Source organism: Pseudomonas sp. S35 (assembly GCF_009866765.1).
In the GTDB taxonomy this organism is placed as follows: Bacteria; Pseudomonadota; Gammaproteobacteria; order Pseudomonadales; family Pseudomonadaceae; genus Aquipseudomonas.
Genome location: NZ_CP019431.1, coordinates 2243480 through 2265081, shown reverse-complemented (window position 1 = coordinate 2265081; position 21602 = coordinate 2243480). Strand labels below are relative to the sequence as shown.

Here is a 21602-nt window from a genome sequence, read left to right as displayed (position 1 = left end):
CCGAGTGGGATTGCAGCGCGTGCAGACGATCAGAGAGAGTCTTGCGCCCGCCCGGCATAGGCCAGTAACCATTGGCGGAAACTGCGCGCCGCCGGCGGCGGGTTGCGGTGGTGGGGTTGCATCAAGTGCAGGCGGCCACAACTGTGCATGCTGTGAGGTAAAGCCTTTTGCAAACGCCCCGCGACCAACTCGCTCTGCAACAGGCTTTGCCAGCCCAGCGCGACGCCATGCCCCATCAGCGCTGACTGCATCAACAGTTGATAGCTATTGGTGCGCAAGGCATGGCGCGGCGTGTGGTAATGGGCGCCGGCGTCGACAAACCAGTCGGCCCAGGTCAACCAGTCATGGTAATGGTCTTCGACGATTAACAACGTGTGGGCCTGCAACAGATGTTGCAGGTCGCGAATCGGGCCATGGCGCTCGATGTAACCCGGGCTGCACACCGTGATCACCTGCTCGCTGTCGAACACGGGCGTCAGCTCCAGGCCAAGAGGCGCCGCCATCTCATCCAGGTGATAGAACAGGCCCAGATCATACTCACTGACATCCAGGTGGCTGGGGTTTTCGCTGCACAGGATGCGGATATCCAGGTCCGGGTGTTCCCGCTGGAACTGCGGCAGCAGACCAGCCAGCCAGATGGAACTGATGGTGGGCGTGCTGGCCAGGGTCAACTGGTGGTCGGCGCCCCGGCGGCGCAGTTCGGCGGACTCACGGTCCAGCTCGCGCAGCAGGCGCTGGACGGTGCGAAAGTAACGTACCCCAGCGGGGGTCAGGCTCAACCCCAAGGCAAGACGGTAGAACAACGGGCGGGCCAAGTCTTCTTCCAGGCGCTTGATCTGGCGGCTGACGGCGCTCTGAGTCAAGTTCAGTTCATGAGCCGCCTGGGTAAAGCTCAAATGGCGGGCAGCCACTTCGAAGGTCTGCAGGCAGTTGAGCGGTGGAAGATCGACGTTTCGGCGCGACATGAGCAATTCCCTGAGCAAATACAGCGACACGTACGGGCCCGGTATTACCAAGGCCCGCCGAGATCACGATGGCAAACATCCTGCCACTTGCTCACTCACAGCGCGACCCTCGCCACGCGCTTGCTCCACTGCCGTCGGTGTTCCAACTGGCCGTTTTCCCAGGCAGTTTGTTCCGCTTCGATGTAGAACCATTCCTCATCCGCGTGCACGTTCAAGCAGCTTTCCACCTCCACATTCCACTGATCACGCCCCACGCGGTAGTGCCACTGGATATCTGCACGGGCCGACAGCGGCTCCCAAGGCAACATGTGATATCGCTCGGTGCAACGCTGGTCCACTGACAGGCCATGGTCGGTAAAACGCACCGCGCCCAGGTCATCTTCGATCTTTACACACACTTCGCCACTGCCAACATCTTCAATCAACGTGCGTTTCGGCGCGGCGGCGCGCAGTACCTCCAGGGCCGCCGGCGTGGAGGCTTGCGGCGCCTCGAACGGGCAAGCCACCGCATCCCCGGTGAACACCGGCAGTTGCAGGCATTGCAGGGTCGGCAGCAAGGTCAAGGTGGTCAGCTCACGGCTGGGCCATAGCAGCGGGAAGCTGGCAGTGCTCAGGGCCAGGCGCAGTCGGTGGCCGGCGGGAACGCGCATGCCGATATGGTCCAGGCTCAACTGCACGTCCATCGGCTCACCCGGCACTACGGGGGTTACGTGGGAAAAGTCTTCGCGCAGGTTGAGATTAAGTACACCGTAGGTGATCTGCGTGACCTGCCCATCCGGTGCCACTGCATTCAGCCGCGCGACCAATTGCCCGCAGGCGGTGTCGCTGGCCAGGCGCAGCGTCAGACGCGCGTCACCCAGCAGCGCCAAAGGCTCAGTCAGCGGCTGGGAGTCGAAACACAGGGAATTGGCGTCATCCCGACGCTGGTCCGTCGGGCCATCGGGACCGAACCAAATGGCGCAGTATTCGCCCTGGTGCAGCCCAGTGGTCAGCGGCGAACAGATACTGCGCGGTGCGGCCAACGGCTGTGTGCCTGGGTTGAGACCCTGCTGGTCGAGGCTGAAATCGTGCCATTGCACCTGAGGGTCCGGCCACCCGGCAGTTTGCACCCAAATGCCCGGTCGCTCGGCATAACTGCCCCTGGGTGCCAGAATGTCCTGTAGGTAAAAGGTGCAGGCAGCGTCATCCATCACTGCGTTATCGATGCCCTTCAACCAGTGATCCCACCAGCGCTTGGCCTCTTGCAGGAAGCCAATAGCCGGATTGGGCACGGCGAAATGCGGATACTTGTGAATCCACGGGCCGATCATGGCCTTCTTCGGCCCAGGCAGGTTTTGCATCAGCCGCGAAACCGTGTTGCGGTAGGCATCGCCCCAACCGCCGACGGTATACACCGCAGCCTTGATCTTCGAATAGTCCTCGCACACCGAGCCGTGGCGCCAGTAGTCATCGCGGGTCTGGTGGCGCAGCCAGGTTTCGGCGAGCAGCGGCATGGCTTCCAGGCGTTGGTACCAGAGGGTTTTCCAGGCATCGCCGACCAGCAAAGGGTCGGGCACGGCGGCACTGAAATTAAGCATGGTCGCGGCCCAACCAAAGTTCTCCATGAGTAAGTTGCCGCCTTTGTAATGGATGTCATCGGCAAAACGATCATCGGTGGAGCACAACGTGATGACCGCCTTCAACGCCTCAGGCTGACGCGCAGCAACTTGCAGGCTGTTAAAGCCCCCCCAGGAAATGCCCATCATGCCGACGTTGCCGTCGCACCAGGGTTGCTGGCACAGCCAGTCGATCACTTCGAGGGCGTCGTCCTGCTCTTGCAACAGGTATTCATCAGCCATCAGGCCTTGGGATTCGCCATTGCCACGCATGTCCACCCGGACACACACATAGCCCTGCCCGGCCATCCACGGGTGAGTCAGCGCATCACGCACGGCGGTGCCGTCGCGCTTGCGGTACGGCAGGTATTCAAGGATCGCCGGGAAGGCCTGCGAACCGGCGACTTCCGGCAGCCAGATACGCGCGGCCAACTGTGTGCCGTCTTTGAGAGGGATCAGGCAGTGCTCGATTTCGCGCACGGTGTAAGCAAATTCAGTGACGACTTCCATCAGTAACTCCAGCAACGGTTCAAACGATCAGCGGGCAAAAGCTGGCACAGGGCTGGCGTCGCGTGCATCCGCCTCATGGGTTGGCTGGAGGTTTTTCATGTCCAGCAAGGCAGGGTTTTTCAACCAGAAGATCAGCGAAGTGCTCGCCAGCAGCACCAGGACCATCCCCGGCAAGCCGCCCAGATTGGAGAGCATCTTCACCCCATCAATGCCGACAAAGGCGACCATCACCCACGACACGGTGCCAATGATCACGCCCCAGACAATCTTCAGCATCGGGTTGCCGTCCAGGTCAGAGTCAGCTGTCACGCCCTTGCTGCAGAGGTTGGCGATCACATCGGTGCTGGAGTCCGCCGCGGTGACAAATGAGATGAACGCCACGAACAGCAGGAACGCGACCATCAAACCGCTGGCCGGCAATTGCTGGAACATCTGGTACAGCACGTGTTCGACGCCCTGCTCGTTCAGCACGCGGTTGAGGCTGCCATCGCCCAGCGCATCGAAGTACAGGCTGGTGCCGGAGAAGATGCAGATCCATACCGCAGTGAACAGCGCCGGGTACAGCATGTTGATTTGGATGAATTCGCGCACGGTGTAGCCACGGCCGATCTTGCCGAGGAACAACGCACTCACGGGCGCCCAGGCAAACCACACCGACCAGTAGAACACCGTCCAGCTCTGTGGCCAGGTGTCGCCACTGGCGGCGCCGGTAAACAGGCTGCGGCTGAAGAAGGTGTCGAGGTAAACGCCGAGGGACTCGACGCCGAGGCTGAACATGTACAGCGTCGGCCCGCACAACAGCACGAACAGCCCCAGCGCCAGCATGATCCAGGTGTTGAACGATGACAGCATCACAATCCCACGTTGCAGGCCGCTGGCGGCCGACGCGACGAAGGTGATCACGATGATCGCGATGATGATCGCCAGCCGCAACGGCGTGGTTTCGCCGCCGATGTACTGGCTCAGGCCGCCCGACAAGGTCAATGCGCCGGTGCCCAGGGATGAAGCCATACCGGCCACCAGGGCGAACATCGCCAGGGTGTCGATCAGCCCGGCATAGCGCTTGACCCGCGCTTCGCCCAGCAGCGGTGTAAGCATGGCGCCGATGGAGAAACGGCTGCGGCAGTTGTAGAACACCAACGCAAACACCAGCGAGGGCACCAGGTAAATCGCATAGGGGGTGATGGTCCAGTGCAGGAACATCGTCGACATGGCAAAGCTTTTGGCGGCACCGCTGCCTGCTTCGATGGGCAGGCTGGTGGGCGGCGAATACAGGTGATAGAGCGGTTCGGCAGTGGTCCAGAACAACACGCCGACCGCCAGGGTGGTGCACAGTGCCACCATGAACCAGCGCCGTTTGCTGAGCAACGGCTGAGCCTCTTCACCGCCGATGCGCACGTTGCCCAAGGCCGAGAAATAGACGATGCCGGTCAATACCACCATGGCAAACGAGCCAGCACTGAACAGCCACGAGAAGTTTTGCAGGATCACGCTATTGAGCTGCTTGCTCACCGCCAGGAAGGCATTCAGGTCGATGTAGCTGGCAATCACTGCTGCCAGCAGAATCAGAAACGTTGGCCAGAACACCAACGGACGTAATGGGTATTTCATAAAATGCCATTCTCCTTGCAGACTATTTTTATCGCCTTGATAGGCCATTGTTTAAAAAGCGGGCACGACAGCGTCCTGCTGTCAGTGGTTCGCCTGGAAGTCTTCGCGTGGCTATAGATAACCGTTTTAGCGGCAAGGGGCGCAATCGACCAATGGGCATGGGGGTATTCCCCCACGTCATGGCGTACCGGCACAGTTCAGAGGCACTTATCACTGCATGAGGACAAGGCGCGCACGATTAAACACCAGCCTTGCGGCCAAGCAGAAGCCATCGATAGAATAAGAGAAATTCTCATTTGCATCTCTCTGATCAAAAAGAAACCCCATGCCCTCTACCAGCCCCCATCAGAATATCGGCGACCTTTATCGCGACCATCGCGGTTGGTTACTGGGGTGGTTGCGCCACCGTCTAGGCAACAGTGCCGATGCTGCCGACCTGACGCACGATACCTTCATGCGTCTGCTAGGCGCCAAGCCGTGCGCCATCGATAGCCCACGCGCTTACCTGGCGACAGTCGCCAACCGCCTGCTGATAAGCCTCTATCGGCGCCGCTCACTGGAGCAGGCCTGGTTGGAAACGTTGGCCCACTTGCCGGAGCAGAACGTCCCTTCGCTGGAGAGCCAGGCGCTGATTCTCGAAGCCTTGCATGAGGTGGATCAGGTGCTCTCGTGCCTGCCTGCCAGGACGCGCCAAGCCTTTCTCATGGCCCAACTTGAGGGCTACACCCAAGAAGAGATTGCCCTCCAACTGGGTATCCATGTGCGCTCGGTGCAACGTCATCTGGCAAGGGCCTACGAGGAGTGCATCATCCTGGCCACGAAACCATCATGAGCACTCAGCCCATTGACCGCCGCGTTGCCCGCCAAGCCGCGCGCTGGTTCGTTCGCTTGCAAAGCAACGCCAACTCAACTGATCGCGAAGCCTGTGAGCGCTGGCGTGCCAGCCATGCCGACCACGAGCGTGCCTGGCAACTGGCCGCACATTTCCACGCGCGTTTCGACGATATTCCCGCAGAGGTGGGCGTGCGAGCCCTTGGCCGACCGGACAGCCTCGACCGACGCCGTGCGCTCAAACTGCTGACAACCCTGATCATCGCCGCGCCGCTGGGCACTGTCGCCTACCGCGCACTGCCGTGGCGTGAATGGAGCGCAGACCAACGCACCGTGGTGGGGGAACGCAGGGACTTCGTCCTGCCGGATGGCACCCGCGTGATGCTCAATACCGCCACTGCCATCGACATTCGCTTCGATCGTCAACAACGCCTGGTGCGACTCTACGCGGGAGAGATCCTGGTCAGCACCGCTGCCGATCCCGAAAAGCGCCCACTCGTTGTGGAAACTGCCGAGGGCCAGTTGCGTCCGGTCGGCACGCGTTTCGACGTGCGCCAATTCGACGGCAGAACCCGCATCGCGGTGCTGGAAGGTGCGGTGCAGGTCTACCCATCCCAGGCCAAGGATTTCCTGCGCCTGGAGGCGGGCCAGCAGACCGATTTCAGCCGCGCGCTCATTGCGCCCATCGTCGCGTTGCAGCAAAACAGCAGCGACTGGACACACGGCGTACTGCGTGTGGACAAGCTGCGGCTGGCCGACTTCGCCCGCGAACTGGGCCGCTATCGCCCCGGCCTGTTGCATTGCGATCCAGCGGTGGCCGATTGGCGCATTTCCGGCGTTTTCCAGTTGCATGACACCGACCTTGCCCTGGCCGCCCTAGCCCGGACGCTGCCGGTGCAAATCCACACCCGCAGCCGCTACTGGGTGACCATCGCAGCCAAAGAACAATGACCCTTACCTTCGAATAGGTGTCCGTGTCGTCTTTTTCAGCACTCGTGCGTCCTCATCAAAAAGACAACCAACACTACTCGACGGGGATCACTCAATGCGGCAAACACAGCGGTACGTCCACCCCTTCCACACCCTGGCCCGGGCTACACGCGGGGCGGCCTTGGGTTTGCTGGTCACGGGCCTGGCCAGCCCAACGGTGCAGGCCGAACCAGCCGGCCAACAACCGTCACGCCATTACACTATTCCCGCCGGATCGTTGAGTGCCGCACTGGCCGAATTTGCCAGCCAGGCCGGGATCACCCTGCCCATCGACCCTGCATGGGTGGAAGGCAAACGCAGCGCCGGACTCAACGCCAACGCAGGCGTTGATGACGGACTACGTCAGTTACTGCGCGGCAGCGGCCTCAATGCCGTCGTATCAGGGGACGGTTCATACACCCTGTATCCGTTGGGGGACGGTTCCAGCATCGAACTGGAGGCCACCAGCGTCACCGGCCAGCAATTGGGCCAGACCACCGAGAACTCCGGCTCGTACACCACGGGCAGCACCAGCACTGCGACCAAATTACCAATGTCGCTAAGGGAAACACCCCAGTCGGTGACCGTCATCACCCGCCAGCAGATGAATGACCACGGCCTGGGCTCCATCGCCGAAGTGCTGGGGCAGACGCCGGGCGTGACGGTGATGCACGACGACAGTGAACGCTACAACTTCTACTCCCGTGGGTTTGCCCTGGACAGTTTCCAATACGACGGCGTCCCGACCTCCGACTTCACCACCAACACCAATGGCTTGGGCGTGCGTGACATGGCCATCTATGACCGTGTGGAGGTGGTAAGAGGCGCAACAGGCCTGATGAGTGGCGTCGGCAGTCCGGCGGGCGTGGTCAACCTGGTGCGCAAACGCCCGACCAAGGATTTCCAGGGCTATGTCTCGGGCAGCGCCGGCACCTGGGATCGCTACCGTACGGAAATGGACCTTTCCGGGCCGCTGTCCGAAAACGGTGCGCTGCGTGGCCGTGTGGTGGCAGCTCATCAGGACAATCACTCGTTCATCGATTACTACGCGCAGAAGAAGGATGTGTTCTACGCCATCGGCGAAGCTGATATCACGCCGGATACGACCCTGTACGCGGGTATCGATTACCAGAACATCGATTCCGACGGTTCCAGCTTTGGCGAACTGCCGCTGTACAACGCGGATGGCAATCGAGCCAATTTCAAACGGTCCATGAACCCTGCCGCGAAATGGACCTATGCCAACAGCCAGAGCACCAAGTATTTCGGGGGTGTCGAGCATCGTTTCGACAATGACTGGATGCTGCGCGTCGAGGCCAGTCACTGGAAAGGCAATACCGATCAGTTACAAGGCAACATCGTAGGTTGGGGGCCGTTCCCCGACGAAACAACCCGCATCGCCGAACTGCAGCGCAGTCACGTGACCTACAAGATCAACTCAGACTCCGTGGATGCCTATGCGACCGGGCCTTTTGCGCTGCTGGGTCGCACCCATGAGCTGGTGGTGGGTTTGAATGTGAGCAACCGCCGTTCTGACTATGAGTCGCTGGATGGCGGCAGCATCAACGTGAACTACGACACCTGGGGCAATAACCCAGCCCAGCCGCAGTCGTTCAGCTTTCAGCAGAGCCAGGGTTACAAAATCAAGGAGGTTGGCGGGTACGCGGCATTGCGCTTGAACCCACTGGATGACTGGCACGTGATTCTGGGTAGCCGTGTAGTCGACTATAAACGTGAGGGCACCCTGACCTACGGCTGGAAGCCCAATGACCCGTCGGACGACAGCGCCAAGAAAACCGGCAAGGTCGTGCCTTATGCCGGCGTGGTCTTCGACATCAATGACATCCATTCGGTCTACGTCAGCTACACCGACATCTTTACGCCGCAGTCGCTGTTCGACAAAAACGATAAAGCGCTGGAACCTCTGACGGGCCAAAGCTATGAAGCGGGCCTCAAGTCTGAATACTTGGACGGAGCCCTCAACACCAGTTTTGCGGTGTTCACGATCAAACAGGACAACCTGGGGGTCGATGACGGCGTTCGCACTGGCGGCCTGGCCGCCTACAAAGCCGTCAGTGGCACCACCACCAAGGGTTTTGAAATGCAACTGTCTGGCCAACTCACGCCAGGGTGGCAGATGCTTGCGGGCTTTACCTACGCCCAGCCACGGGATAAGGATGGCAACCGGATCAACACGAACCTGCCTGAGCGCCAGTTCAAGCTGTCCACCGCCTATAAGCTCGACGGTGCCTTGCGTGACCTGACAGTTGGCGGCAACGTGACGTGGCAGAGTTCGACCTACTCTGAAATTACCTACCCTATGGATGCGCGAGCCGACGAAGGCAGCTTCGCGGTGGTGGGGTTAATGGCGCGTTATGACGTGAGCAAGCACCTCAGTGCTTCGCTGAACCTGAACAACCTCTTCGATCGCGAGTATTACGCCGGCTATGGGCTCTACAGCAGCGCCTTCTACGGCGACCCACGTAACGTAACGGTTGGCCTCAAGTACCAGTTCTGAACCACTCTCAACCATCCAACGACCGCCTGGGCCCGCTCCTGGCGGTTTTTGGCCTTTGGCAAAGCCCGCGCAGAGCGATGTCAAATCGCAGGCAAAAAAAATCCCGCTCAATGAGCGGGATTCTTGTGGTGACCTGGCGTTCAGCGTTCCAGGTTACCGAATATGGCGCAGCGGACGGGACTCGAACCCGCGACCCCCGGCGTGACAGGCCGGTATTCTAACCGACTGAACTACCGCTGCGCGTAACACTTGAAGCGAATGGTGGGTGATGACGGGATCGAACCGCCGACCCTCTGCTTGTAAGGCAGATGCTCTCCCAGCTGAGCTAATCACCCTTCGTTTCGGTGTGGGCGCATCATACACCAAAAAATCGTAATGTCTTGATTTAAATGCAATTTATTTAAAAAAAGTTTATCGCACGATTTTTTGCCATATTTCGAGCAAAAAAAACCCGCTCAATGAGCGGGCTTTCTATAGCGACCTGGCGTTCAGCGTTCCAGGTTACCGAATATGGCGCAGCGGACGGGACTCGAACCCGCGACCCCCGGCGTGACAGGCCGGTATTCTAACCGACTGAACTACCGCTGCGCGTAACACATGAGGCGAATGGTGGGTGATGACGGGATCGAACCGCCGACCCTCTGCTTGTAAGGCAGATGCTCTCCCAGCTGAGCTAATCACCCTTCGTCTCGGTGTGGCGCGCATTCTACGGAGCGACCCAGGGTCTGGCAAGCACTTTCTTAAATCTTTTTTTTGAGGCCTTCCAATGGCTTAGGCAGGGTTGGCCTGGGGCGCTATCAAGAGAATAATGCCCCCCTTTGTATAAAGGAGAGACTCACCCCATGTGGTTCAAGAACCTGCTTATCTATCGCCTGACCCAAGATCTGCCTGTTGATGCCGAGGCGTTGGAAACTGCAATGGCCACCAAACTGGCGCGCCCTTGTGCAAGCCAGGAGTTGACCACTTACGGTTTCGTCGCGCCTTTTGGTAAAGGTGAAGACGCTCCCCTGGTTCACGTCAGCGGAGATTTCCTGCTGATTGCCGCGCGCAAGGAAGAACGCATCCTGCCGGGCAGCGTAGTGCGTGACGCGCTGAAAGAGAAAGTCGACGAAATCGAGGCCGAGCAGATGCGCAAGGTCTATAAGAAGGAACGCGACCAGCTCAAGGATGAAATCATCCAGGCCTTCCTGCCGCGTGCGTTTATCCGTCGCTCGTCGACCTTCGCCGCCATCGCGCCGAAACAGGGCCTGATCCTGGTGAACTCGGCCAGCCCGAAACGCGCCGAAGACTTGCTGTCCACCCTGCGTGAAGTGATCGGCACCCTGCCGGTACGCCCACTCACCGTGAAAACCGCACCTACCGCGATCATGACCGACTGGGTCACCACCCAGAAACCGGCCGATGACTTCTTCGTCCTCGACGAATGCGAACTGCGCGATACCCACGAAGACGGCGGCATTGTGCGTTGCAAGCGCCAGGACCTGACCGGCGAAGAAATCCAACTGCACTTGACCACCGGCAAGGTCGTGACCCAACTGTCCCTGGCTTGGCAGGACAAGCTGTCGTTCATGCTGGACGACAAGATGACCGTCAAACGCCTGAAGTTCGAAGACCTGCTGCAAGACCAGGCGGAACAGGACGGTGGCGACGAAGCCCTGGGCCAACTGGATGCAAGCTTCACCCTGATGATGCTGACCTTCGGCGAGTTCCTGCCGGCGTTGGTGGAAGCACTGGGCGGTGAAGAAACCCCGCAGGGCATCTAAACCCTTGTAAAGATCAAAACTGTGGGAGGGGCTTGCTCCCGATGAGTGGGTGCCGGCTGATACATGTGTGACTGATTCACCGCTATCGGGAGCAAGCCCCCTCCCACACTTGATCGCATTTGCACTTCCAGAATCTAACAACAAGGACATCCCCATGCGCGCACTTGCCGCCTTGAGCCGCTTCGTCGGCAATACCTTCGCCTACTGGGTGTTGATTTTTGCCGTACTGGCCTTCCTCGAACCGACTTGGTTCATCGGCCTGAAAAGCGCCATCGTCCCGCTGCTGGGCCTGGTGATGTTCGGCATGGGGCTGACCCTAAAACTCGATGACTTCGCCGAAGTCGCTCGCCACCCGTGGCGCGTGGCACTCGGCGTGGTCGCACACTTTGTAATCATGCCGGGCGTCGCCTGGTTGTTGTGCCAAGTGTTTCACCTGCCACCCGAAATCGCCGTCGGCGTGATCCTGGTGGGTTGCTGCCCAAGCGGCACCTCGTCCAACGTGATGACCTGGCTGGCCCGTGGCGACCTGGCGTTGTCGGTGGCCATCGCCGCCGTCACCACCCTCCTCGCCCCGCTGCTCACGCCGGCGCTGATCTGGCTGCTGGCCTCGGCCTGGTTGCCGGTATCGTTCATGGAACTGTTCTGGTCGATCCTGCAAGTGGTGCTGTTGCCGATTGTGCTCGGCGTGGTCGCACAACGCCTGCTCGGTGAGCGCGTGCGCCATGCGGTGGACGTATTGCCACTGGTGTCGGTGGTCAGCATCGTGATCATCGTCGCAGCAGTGGTTGCCGCCAGCCAGGCGAAGATCGCCGAATCGGGCCTGTTGATCATGGCCGTGGTGATGCTGCACAACAGTTTCGGCTACTTGCTGGGCTACTTCACCGGCCGCCTGTTCAAGCTGCCATTGGCACAACGCAAGTCATTGGCGCTGGAAGTCGGCATGCAGAACTCCGGGCTGGGCGCCGCGCTGGCCAGTGCGCACTTCTCGCCGCTGGCCGCCGTGCCGAGTGCGCTGTTCAGCGTCTGGCACAATATTTCCGGGGCACTGCTGTCGACCTACTTCCGGCGCATGAGCGAAAAGGAAGACCGTCGCATCTTGGAGAACACCTCGCAAACTTGATCGCCTGATCCGTTTTCGGCACTCTACGGGCTTCGCGGGGACGACCTCGCGACGCCAACGAGCGTTGAATCCGGGGACGACCCCGCCTGAAGAAGCGAGGTCATCATGTCCTGGATCATTCTGTTTTTTGCCGGGCTGTTTGAAGTCGGCTGGGCCGTTGGCCTGAAGTACACCGACGGTTTCAGCAAGCCGCTACCCACCGCCCTGACCATCGCCGCCATGGCCATCAGCCTTGGCCTGCTTGGGCTGGCCATGAAAGAGCTGCCGCTGGGCACCGCTTACGCCATCTGGACCGGCGTAGGTGCGGTGGGCACGGTGATTGCCGGGATTATCCTGTTTGGGGAGTCCATGGCGTTGTTTCGATTGGCCAGTGTGGCGCTGATTATCTGCGGGCTTGTTGGGCTTAAGATCAGCGCTTAGGCCGCTACCGCCATCGGGGGCAAGCCCCCTCCCACATTTGACCGAGTTGTTCTGACCAGCGCGGTCTAGTGTGGGAGAGGGCTTGCTCCCGATGAGGCCACTACCTTGCACTCCCACGCAGAACACCGACTACAGCCTGCAATTGCGCAGGTGTCGCCTGCTCTACCCGAACAGGCTCACCCGCCACCAACACCACCCGCGACCAGATCCGATGAAAGATCCCCTTGTTCGGATCGCGGCTGAAAAAACTCCCCCACAACCCCTGCAACGCCATCGGAATCACCGGCACCGGCGTCTCTTCCAGAATCCGCGTCACCCCACCACGGAACTCATTCATCTCGCCATCGCCGGTCAGCTTGCCTTCGGGGAAGATGCATACCAACTCGCCTTCCTTCAGATACTGCGCAATCCGCGTGAAGGCCTTTTCGTAAATCTGGATATCTTCATGGCGCCCGGCAATCGGAATCGCCCCGGCGGTGCGGAAGATGAAGTTGAGCACCGGCAAGCGGTAGATCTTGTAGTACATGACAAAGCGAATCGGCCGACGCACCGAGCCGGCAATCAATAGCGCATCGACAAACGACACATGGTTGCAGACCAGCAACGCCGCGCCCTCATCGGGGATGGCCGCCAGGTTGCGATGTTCCACACGGTACATGGAATGGCTGAGCAGCCAGATCATGAAACGCATGGTGAACTCAGGCACGATCTTGAAGATGTAAGTGTTAACCGCGATGTTGAGCAGCGACACCACCAGGAACAACTCGGGGATCGACAGCTTGGCCACGCTCAGCAGCAGGATCGACACAATCGCCGACACCACCATGAACAACGCGTTGAGAATGTTGTTGGCGGCGATCACCCGCGCGCGCTCGTTCTCGGCCGTGCGTGACTGGATCAGCGCATACAGCGGCACGATATAGAAGCCACCAAACACACCGAGGCCAAGTATGTCGATCAACACCCACCAGGCCTGGCCGTAACTGAGCACCGCCAGCCAGTCGTTGGCCTGCACGTTCTGCGGGAAACCGCCGGAGTGCCACCACAGCAACAGGCCGAACACCGTCAGGCCGAATGAGCCGAACGGCACCAGGCCGATTTCCACCTTACGGCCGGAAAGTTTTTCGCAGAGCATGGAACCAAGAGCAATGCCCACCGAGAACACCGTGAGGATCAACGTCACCACGGTTTCATCGCCGTACAGCCATTCCTTGGCGTACGCCGGGATCTGGGTCAGGTAGATCGCGCCGACAAACCAGAACCACGAGTTACCGACGATAGAGCGCGACACTGCGGGTGTCTGCCCCAGGCCCATGCGCAAGGTGGCCCACGACTGGGTGAAGATGTTCCAGTCCAGGCGCAGTTGCGGAGTAGACGCCGCCGCGCGTGGAATGCTGCGGCTGGCCAGGTAACCCAGCACGGCCACGCCGACAATCGCCACCGCCACGATCGGCGCATAATGGGTGGACGACATCATGATCCCGGCACCGATGGTGCCGGCCAGGATCGCCAGGAACGTGCCCATCTCCACCAAGCCATTGCCGCCGACCAACTCATCGTCACGCAGGGCCTGGGGCATGATCGAATACTTCACCGGGCCGAACAGCGCCGAATGGGTGCCCATGGCAAACAGCGCCAGCAGCATCAGCTCCAGATGGTTGGTCAGGAAGCCCGTGGCGCCCACGGCCATGATCACGATCTCACCGATCTTGATTGCGCGAATCAACGCGTCCTTGTTGAATTTCTCGCCAAACTGCCCGGCCAGCGCCGAGAACAGGAAGAACGGCAGGATAAACAACAAGGCGCACAGGTTGACCCAGATCGAGCGATCGCCATCGATGGTGAGCTTGTAGAGGATCGCCAGGATCAGCGATTGCTTGAAAATGTTGTCGTTGAAGGCGCCCAGTAACTGGGTCACGAAAAACGGCAAAAAGCGCCGTGTGCGCAGCAAGGTGAATTGCGAAGGATGGCTCATCGTCGTCCGTGTTCCTGCGTGGCCTGAAGGCTTATAGATTGTCAGGCCACGACTTTACCTAATCCCGCTTACTTATTCGCTAACCCTGCAATACATGGTGAAACAAAAAGCTCACCTTTATAGGCGCCTTGCACGGTGCGCTTGGCGACGATCAGCCACATGAGCGCCAATGCCACCACCAGTGCACTGCCAAACAGGTTGAAGAATGTCAGATGCAGCACATTCGCCAATTTGAGCGTAGCCAGGGCATACACGCCCAGCGGGAAGGTAAAGCCCCACCAACCCAGGTTGAAGGGAATGCCAGCGCGCAGGTAACGCAGGGTGATCAGCACTGCGATCAGCATCCACCACAAGCCGAAGCCCCACAGGGTTATGCCTGCAATCAAGCCGATGCCGTTGGCCATCTCGCCCACACCCGGCAAGCCATTGGCGGCGAAGATCGCGGGTGCGTCACCACCGAGCAGCAACATGCCGAGGGCGCCTGTGCCAATCGGGCCGAGCGCCAGCCAGCTCGATGCAGCCATGTTGGCGTGGGGCAGTTTATGCAGGGCCATGCGCAGCATCAGGATCGTCAGAATGCTGAACGCCACGGGTAGGGAAAATGCCCACAACACGTAGCTGGTCACCAGCATCACCAGTTGCGAATGGGCATCTGCCAGGTGCGGCGCCAGCAAGCCACCGCTGGCGGCGGCCACTTCGGCAGCCACGACGGGCAACAGCCACACTGCGGTCATCTGGTCGATGCTGTGTTCCTGGCGGGTGAACATCATGAACGGGATCAGCACCCCGCAGGCCAGGGCCATTGCGACGTCCAGCCACCACAGGGCTTCGGCCAGCGGGATCACAGCAGCGCCCCAACGCGGCAGGCCGAACAGCAGCAGGCCGTTGAGAATCGTCGCCAAGCCCATGGGAATCGTGCCGAAAAACATCGACACCGTGGAATGCCCGAAAATCCGCCGCGCCTCGTGAAAGAACATCACCCAACGCGCGGCATATAAGACGCTGAACAGAACGAACAAGCCAATGGTGAACAGCCACAGCCCTTCGGCAACGGCATGCAGGCCCGCAACAGTGCCCGGCAACTGCGCCAAGGCCAGCGCCAGTACGCCGGTGCCCATAGTCGCGGCGAACCAGTTGGGGGTGAATTGGCGAATCACTTCCCGAGGACGGGTCAGGTGACTGAAGGGCTTATAGCTGACGGTGTTGGAGCAAGTCATGATGAAAATCCTCTTCCTCGCATGAGGTTGAGACCATCATAGAACCTGATCGAATATCTATATAACGGGTAATATCTCTAACTGTTATCTATTTTGCAGATATTAGCTTGGCGACCTGCAAGCCCTTGGGCCCAGCAGTATCGGAATGACAACCCGCCCAGCGTCAACAGGATTCTGTTTTCGACGCCACCGTTAAGCCTCACACACAACCCAATGTGGGAGGGAGCTTGCCCCCCTCCCACATTTTCCCAGATGCATTCAATGAGTTATGTACGCATGCCGCGCCCGCTCACCAGCAATTTCGCGCAGCCGATATACAAGACGATGGTCGCCACGATCATGAAGGTAATCGCTACGCTGATCTTGATATCCGACACGCCCAGGATGCCGTAGCGGAAGGCGTTGACCATGTGCAGCACCGGGTTGGCCAGCGACACGGTCTGCCAGAACGGCGGCAACAAGCTGATGGAGTAGAACACCCCGCCCAAGTAGGTCAACGGCGTCAGCACGAACGTTGGGATGATTGAAATATCATCGAAGTTGCGCGCAAACACGGCATTGATGAACCCCAGCAGCGAGAAGATCGTCGCCGTCAGTACCACCACCAGAATGGTGACCCCGAGGTGATGCACCTGCAGGTGAGTGAAGAACAATGACAACAGCGTCACGATCACCCCGACCATCAAGCCACGCAACACGCCGCCTGCGGTGTAGCCGAGCAGGATGGTGTGCGGCGACACCGGCGACACCATCAGTTCTTCGATGGAGCGCTGGAACTTGCTGCCGAAGAAACTCGACACCACGTTGCCGTAGGAGTTGGTGATCACCGACATCATGATCAGGCCCGGCACGATGTATTCCATGTAGGTGAAACCACCCATGTCGCCGATCTGCCGGCCGATCAGGTTACCGAAGATCACGAAGTACAAGACCATGGTGATCGCCGGCGGTAGCAGGGTCTGCGGCCAGATCCGGGTAAAGCGTTTCACTTCGCGGTAAACGATGGTTTGCAGCGCGACGAGGTTGGGTTGCAGTTCGGAACTCATACCGCCACCTTCGTCAGATTCTTCTCCACCAGGGACACGAACAACTCCTCAAGGCGATTGGTTTTGTTACGCAGGCTCAGCACTTCGATGTTCTGGGTTGCCAACTGCGTGAACAGCGCGGTGATACCCATGGCCTTGTCCACCTGGACTTCCAGGGTGTGACTGTCCACTAGGCGGCTCGGGTAGCCGAGCAGTTGCGGCGGCGCCGACAGGTTGTTCTTCAGGTCGAGCAGGAACGTTTCCACATGCAACTGGCCCAGCAGGTTGCGCATGCTGGTGTTCTCGACGATGGTGCCGTGGTCGATGATGCCGATGTTGCGGCACAGTTGCTCAGCCTCTTCCAGGTAATGGGTGGTGAGGATGATGGTGATGCCCTTCTCGTTCAGCTCAGTGAGGAAGGTCCACATCGAACGGCGCAGTTCGATGTCCACCCCAGCGGTGGGCTCATCGAGGATCAGCAGGCGCGGTTCATGCACCAGTGCGCGGGCGATCATCAGGCGACGCTTCATACCGCCGGACAACGAACGGGATGGCACGTCGCGCTTGTCCCACAGGCCCAGTTGGGTCAGGTACTGCTCGGCGCGCTCCTTGGCGACTTTCGACGGGATGCCGTAGTAACCGGCCTGGGTCACAACGATATCGAAGGTTTTCTCAAACTGGTTGAAGTTGAATTCCTGGGGCACCACGCCGATGGAACGCTTGAGCGCCGCCGGGGATTTATCCAGGTCATGGCCGAAGATATTCACCGTGCCGCTGGTCTTGTTGACCAGGGTGGAGAGGATGCCGATGGTGGTGGATTTGCCGGCACCGTTGGGGCCGAGCAAGGCAAAGAAGTCACCTTCGGCAACGTCCAGATCGATACCACTCAGGGCCTGGAAACCGTTGCCGTAGGTTTTGGTTAGCTGCCGGATGGACAGAGCGGAACTCATATCGGAATACGCACCAAAGAAGGGAATGGAAAGAGTAGATGAGCGCGCAGCCCACGTAGTTCAACGGCGGCGCATGACAAGCATGGTGCTTGCCCGCGCCGCACAAGTACAGTCACCTGTATTAATAGTCAGTATTAAGTCAACGCGGTCATGACCGCTTTGCGGTACGCCGGGCGTTGTTGCAGGCGTTGATACCACGCCTCTAGATTGGGCATTGCAGGCCTTTCGATAGGCATCTCGAACCAGGCGTAGGCGAAGCAGCCCAAGGGGATATCGCCCATGCCGAACGCGCTGCCGGACAGATAAGGCTGCTCGGCAAGGGCCTGATCGACTGTTTTGAGCGCATCGATACAGACTTGGCGCCCTGCGTGGATGTTATCCCAGTTCTGTTTTTCCGCCGGGGTACGCAACACACCCCAGAACACGATCTTGAAGGGCTCGGCCAGGGTCGAGGTAGTCCAGTCCATCCACTTTTCGGCGTTGGCCCGGGCTTGCAGGTCACTTGGGTAAAACTGCGAGGCGTGCTTGGCGCAGAGGTAACGCACGATGGTGTTGGACTCCCACAACACAAAGTCGCCGTCTTGAATCATCGGCACCCGGCCGTTGGGATTCAACGCCCGGTATTGCGGGGTGTCGACCACACCAAAAGCCCCGCCCGCATCAATTGCTTCATAGTCCAGGCCGAGTTCCTCGGCGCACCACAGTGCCTTCCTGACGTTTGATGAATTTTTACGACCCCAGATCTTCAGCATGACCGCGCCTTATTGTTGATGAACATGGCTTTATGGACGCAGCAGCATACGCCGGTTCACCCGCGGCTTAAATCGCTCTGCAAGTCGCCCAACAGCTTTGGCGTGCCCTCGCCAAACAGGTGCGGGTAACACTTCTGAATATGGGTGAAAAACAATTGCTCGGGCACATCGGCAAATTGCCCATGGTCCATCACGTACTCCATCGAACGCTGGCCCTGGCGATTGAACGCGTGGAACACGCTGTCGTTGCGCCCATCGAAGTCCAGTGGCGGCACGTCGAACACCTCGCACAGTTGCTGATTGAACGCCGGCGTGGCCTTGACCCAGCGACCATCCAGGTACAGCTCGGTGTAACCGTGCATGGCGAACACATCACTCTTGAGCAGCGCGAGCAGGCGTGGAGTCGACAGGTGGTTGCGCACATCCGCCAGGCCAATGCGCGCCGGGATGCCACAGTGGCGGGCGCAGGCGGCGAGCAAGGTGGCCTTGGGCACGCAGTAGCTCTCACGGGTGGCCAAGGCAAAGCTGGCGGTCAAGGTGTCTGGGTCGCGGCTGAAAGTGTAGGGGTTGTAGCGCACCGCTTCGCGCACGGCGTAATAGAGGCTGACTGCCTGGTCAGTTAAATCCGCACGGGTTCCGCGATATTTTTCGGCGAACTCCACCACCGCAGGGTGGTCACTATCGATGAAGCGGCTGGGACTGAGGTACGTTTCCATGAGCGTTATCTCCGAAGGAAGCCTGGAGTTTAATGACAGGCCTGCCATAGCGATAACGACGATTCGGCCAAAAGTCGGCGCCTGTGGATCGGCGCTTTGCGTACAACTCGTTACACCCTGACTGCCGCGCTTTCTCGGATGCCGACTAAGCTCCCTGGTGGTTTCGCCCCTGGTTTCACGGAGGATTGAATATGCTGTTGTTGTGGATACTGGTTCTGGTGGTCGGCATTGCCTACCTGGCACACCGCCGCACCGCGCCCCTGCCCGCCTTGGGCGTGGTTGCCGTCTACCTATTGGCGATGGGCGCCTGGAGCCATGCACCGGGTTGGCTGCTGCTGATCTTCTGGGTGCTGATCGCCCTGGTCGCAGCGCCCTTGCTGCTGCCCGACCTGCGCCGCCAATACTTCACCAAGCCGCTGTTCAGTTGGTTCCAGAAAGTCCTGCCGCCCATGTCCGAAACCGAGCGAGACGCCATCGATGCCGGCACCGTTTGGTGGGACGGCGAGCTGTTCAGCGGCCGCCCCGATTGGGACAAGTTGCTGGCCTACCCCAAGGTGCAACTGACCGAAGAGGAACAGGCCTTTATCGACGGCCCGACCGAAGAACTCTGTGCGATGGTCAGCGACTGGGAAATCGGCCAGGCCATGGACCTGCCGCCCGCAGCCTGGGAGCACATCAAGACCCACGGTTTTTTCGCACTGATCATCCCCAAGGAATACGGCGGCAAGGGTTTCTCCGCCTACGCCCACTCCCAGGTCGCCATGAAGCTTGCGACCCGCAGCGGCGACCTGGCGTCCACCGTGATGGTGCCCAACTCCCTCGGCCCGGCAGAACTGCTGCTGCACTACGGCACCGACGAACAACGCAACCATTACCTGCCACGCCTGGCCCGTGGCGATGACATCCCGTGCTTCGCCCTGACCGGTCCGCTGGCCGGCTCCGATGCGGGCGCCATGCCCGACACCGGGGTGATCTGCAAAGGTGAGTGGGAAGGCAAGGAAACCCTAGGCCTGCGCCTGAACTGGGAAAAACGCTACATCACCCTCGGGCCGGTCGCGACCCTGCTCGGGCTGGCCTTCAAGGCCCACGACCCGGACCATCTGCTGGGCGAAGAAGAAGACCTGGGCATCAGCCTGGCGCTGATCCCCACCGACACTCCCGGCGTGGAGATCGGCCGTCGTCATTTGCCGCTGGGTGCTGCGTTCATGAACGGCCCAAACTCCGGCAAGGATGTGTTCATCCCTCTGGAGTTCCTCATCGGCGGCCAGGAAATGCTCGGCAAGGGCTGGATGATGCTGATGAATTGCCTGTCGGTGGGCCGTTCGATTTCCCTGCCGGCGGTGGGTACCGGCGCGGCCAAGTTCACCAGCCTGGTGACCGGCCAGTACGCCCAGGTGCGTGAACAATTCAACGTACCGCTATCGGCCTTCGAAGGTATCCAGCAAGCCCTGGCGCGCATCGGCGGCAACGCCTGGCTGATGGACAGCGCGCGCATGCTCACCGCCAATGCCGTCGACCTGGGGGAAAAACCTTCGGTGCTGTCGGCGATCCTCAAGTACCACCTCACCGAGCGCGGCCGCGAGTGCATCAGCCACGCAATGGACGTGCACGGCGGCAAGGGCATCATCATGGGCCCGAACAACTACCTGGGCCGTAGCTGGCAAGGCGCGCCGATATTCATCACCGTCGAAGGCGCGAATATCCTCTCGCGCAACCTGATGATCTTTGGCCAGGGCGCCATCCGCTGCCATCCGTTCGTGCTCAAGGAAATGGCCCTGGCCGGCCGCGAAGACCATGACCAGGCGCTGAAGGAGTTCGACGGCCTGCTGATGCAACACATCGGTTTCGCCGTGAGCAATGCCGCCAGCACCCTGGTGTTGAACCTCGGCATTGGCCGTTTCGAAAAAGCGCCGGGCAACCGCTTGAGCCAGGGCTACTTCCGCGCACTCAACCGTCAGGCAGCGGCGTTCGCCCTGCTTGCGGACTTGAGCATGATGCTGCTGGGCGGCGAACTGAAACGCCGCGAACGCCTGTCGGCACGCCTCGGAGATGTGCTGAGCCACATGTACCTGGCCTCGGCTGCGCTCAAGCGCTACCACGACCTGGATTCACCGGACCACCTGGAACCGCTGTTCGCCTGGGCCATGGAAGAAAGCCTCGGCGAGTCGGAGCGCGCGTTGGATGAGTTGCTGAGCAACTTCCCGAACAAGGTGCTTGGCTGCCTGCTGCGGGTGATCGTGTTTCCGTTCGGCCGTCGCCACACCGGGCCGTCCGATGCGCTGGATGCCGAAGTCGCCGCCGTGATTGGCCGTGCCAAAGGCGACCCGACCCTGGAAGAATTGCTGGCCGGCTGCTACCGCCCGCAATCGGCGGACGATCCGGTGGGCGCCTTGCAACATGCCTACGACCTGCTCGGCGCCAGCCATCCGTTGCAGAAAAAACTGCATACCGCATTGAAAAGCGGCCAAGTCAAACCAACTGCCGGCGAACATGCCATTGATGCCGCGCTGCAGGCGGGCGTGCTGCAGCCCGCCGAAGCGCAGACCCTGCGTGACGCCGAAGCCGCTCGGCGCAAGGTGATCGACGTGGATGATTTCAGCAAGGAGGAGCTGACCCAGGCCGAGGGTAAAGTCCGCTGAGTCGAGCGGTCATATAAATACGGGCG

The 21602-nt window shown here is 60.1% G+C and carries 16 protein-coding genes and 4 tRNA genes; 7 read left to right on the top strand and 13 right to left on the bottom strand.

Annotated features, from left to right (window positions below; genetic code table 11):
- Positions 1-29 precede the first annotated feature (29 nt).
- From PspS35_RS10325 to PspS35_RS10315, 3 genes are all read right to left on the bottom strand, one after another.
- On the bottom strand, positions 30-965 hold the full coding sequence (locus tag PspS35_RS10325) for a LysR substrate-binding domain-containing protein (RefSeq protein ID WP_159934102.1): 936 nt from the start codon (positions 963-965) through the stop codon (positions 30-32).
- Between the two features lie 95 nt (positions 966-1060).
- Positions 1061-3070, bottom strand: a complete 2010-nt coding sequence (locus tag PspS35_RS10320; RefSeq protein WP_159934100.1) for a CocE/NonD family hydrolase — start codon at positions 3068-3070, stop codon at positions 1061-1063.
- 27 nt (positions 3071-3097) lie between these two features.
- A complete protein-coding gene (locus PspS35_RS10315; RefSeq protein ID WP_159934098.1) occupies positions 3098-4681 on the bottom strand; it encodes a BCCT family transporter in 1584 nt (527 codons plus the stop codon).
- A 325-nt stretch (positions 4682-5006) separates the two neighbouring features.
- On the opposite strand from PspS35_RS10315, the gene PspS35_RS10310 reads away from it, so the two are divergent.
- The 3 genes from PspS35_RS10310 to PspS35_RS10300 all read left to right on the top strand — a co-directional run bounded on the left by PspS35_RS10310 (position 5007) and on the right by PspS35_RS10300 (position 8999).
- On the top strand, positions 5007-5513 hold the full coding sequence (locus tag PspS35_RS10310) for a sigma-70 family RNA polymerase sigma factor (RefSeq protein ID WP_159934096.1): 507 nt from the start codon (positions 5007-5009) through the stop codon (positions 5511-5513).
- On the top strand, positions 5510-6463 hold the full coding sequence (locus PspS35_RS10305) for a FecR domain-containing protein (protein ID WP_159934094.1): 954 nt from the start codon (positions 5510-5512) through the stop codon (positions 6461-6463). Before PspS35_RS10310 ends, PspS35_RS10305 begins: the two co-directional genes overlap by 4 nt.
- A 94-nt stretch (positions 6464-6557) precedes the next feature.
- On the top strand, positions 6558-8999 hold the full coding sequence (locus PspS35_RS10300) for a TonB-dependent siderophore receptor (protein WP_238786029.1): 2442 nt from the start codon (positions 6558-6560) through the stop codon (positions 8997-8999).
- A 163-nt stretch (positions 9000-9162) separates the two neighbouring features.
- On the opposite strand, the gene PspS35_RS10295 is transcribed toward PspS35_RS10300, so the two are convergent.
- The 4 genes from PspS35_RS10295 to PspS35_RS10280 all read right to left on the bottom strand — a co-directional run bounded on the left by PspS35_RS10295 (position 9163) and on the right by PspS35_RS10280 (position 9682).
- Positions 9163-9239, bottom strand: a tRNA-Asp gene (locus PspS35_RS10295).
- A gap of 19 nt (positions 9240-9258) precedes the next feature.
- Positions 9259-9334 (bottom strand) — tRNA-Val (locus tag PspS35_RS10290).
- A 176-nt stretch (positions 9335-9510) separates the two neighbouring features.
- Positions 9511-9587: transfer RNA gene (locus PspS35_RS10285), tRNA-Asp, on the bottom strand.
- Positions 9588-9606: 19 nt separating this feature from the next.
- Positions 9607-9682 (bottom strand) — tRNA-Val (locus tag PspS35_RS10280).
- Positions 9683-9841: 159 nt separating this feature from the next.
- Between PspS35_RS10280 and rdgC the strand changes: the two genes are divergently transcribed.
- The 3 genes from rdgC (at position 9842) to sugE (ending at position 12302) form a co-directional block, all read left to right on the top strand.
- Positions 9842-10762: a recombination-associated protein RdgC gene (gene rdgC / locus PspS35_RS10275; RefSeq protein ID WP_159934092.1), complete on the top strand. Its 921-nt coding sequence runs from the start codon at positions 9842-9844 to the stop codon at positions 10760-10762.
- A 154-nt stretch (positions 10763-10916) separates the two neighbouring features.
- Complete coding sequence (locus PspS35_RS10270; RefSeq protein ID WP_159934090.1) at positions 10917-11882, top strand: bile acid:sodium symporter family protein; 966 nt, start codon at positions 10917-10919, stop codon at positions 11880-11882.
- 105 nt (positions 11883-11987) lie between these two features.
- Positions 11988-12302, top strand: coding sequence for a quaternary ammonium compound efflux SMR transporter SugE (sugE, locus tag PspS35_RS10265; protein ID WP_017136389.1), 315 nt, complete (start codon positions 11988-11990; stop codon positions 12300-12302).
- Between the two features lie 100 nt (positions 12303-12402).
- On the opposite strand, the gene PspS35_RS10260 is transcribed toward sugE, so the two are convergent.
- From PspS35_RS10260 to PspS35_RS10235, 6 genes are all read right to left on the bottom strand, one after another.
- Positions 12403-14277 carry an MFS transporter gene (locus PspS35_RS10260; protein ID WP_159934088.1) on the bottom strand — a complete coding sequence of 625 codons (1875 nt, stop codon included), beginning with the start codon at positions 14275-14277 and terminating at the stop codon, positions 12403-12405.
- Positions 14278-14345: 68 nt separating this feature from the next.
- Positions 14346-15494 (bottom strand): TDT family transporter, encoded by a 1149-nt coding sequence (locus PspS35_RS10255; protein ID WP_159934086.1) that lies wholly within the window; start codon positions 15492-15494, stop codon positions 14346-14348.
- 266 nt (positions 15495-15760) lie between these two features.
- Entirely contained in the window at positions 15761-16540 is a 780-nt protein-coding gene (locus PspS35_RS10250; protein WP_112194370.1) for an ABC transporter permease, read from the bottom strand.
- Positions 16537-17469: an ABC transporter ATP-binding protein gene (locus tag PspS35_RS10245; protein WP_159934084.1), complete on the bottom strand. Its 933-nt coding sequence runs from the start codon at positions 17467-17469 to the stop codon at positions 16537-16539. The genes PspS35_RS10250 and PspS35_RS10245 overlap by 4 nt, the downstream gene beginning before the upstream one ends.
- 134 nt (positions 17470-17603) lie before the next feature.
- Positions 17604-18221, bottom strand: a complete 618-nt coding sequence (locus PspS35_RS10240) for a glutathione S-transferase (RefSeq protein ID WP_159934082.1) — start codon at positions 18219-18221, stop codon at positions 17604-17606.
- Positions 18222-18277: 56 nt separating this feature from the next.
- Positions 18278-18937 (bottom strand): transglutaminase family protein, encoded by a 660-nt coding sequence (locus PspS35_RS10235; RefSeq protein ID WP_159934080.1) that lies wholly within the window; start codon positions 18935-18937, stop codon positions 18278-18280.
- A gap of 191 nt (positions 18938-19128) precedes the next feature.
- On the opposite strand from PspS35_RS10235, the gene PspS35_RS10230 reads away from it, so the two are divergent.
- On the top strand, positions 19129-21576 hold the full coding sequence (locus PspS35_RS10230; protein WP_159934078.1) for an acyl-CoA dehydrogenase: 2448 nt from the start codon (positions 19129-19131) through the stop codon (positions 21574-21576).
- Positions 21577-21602 lie beyond the last annotated feature (26 nt).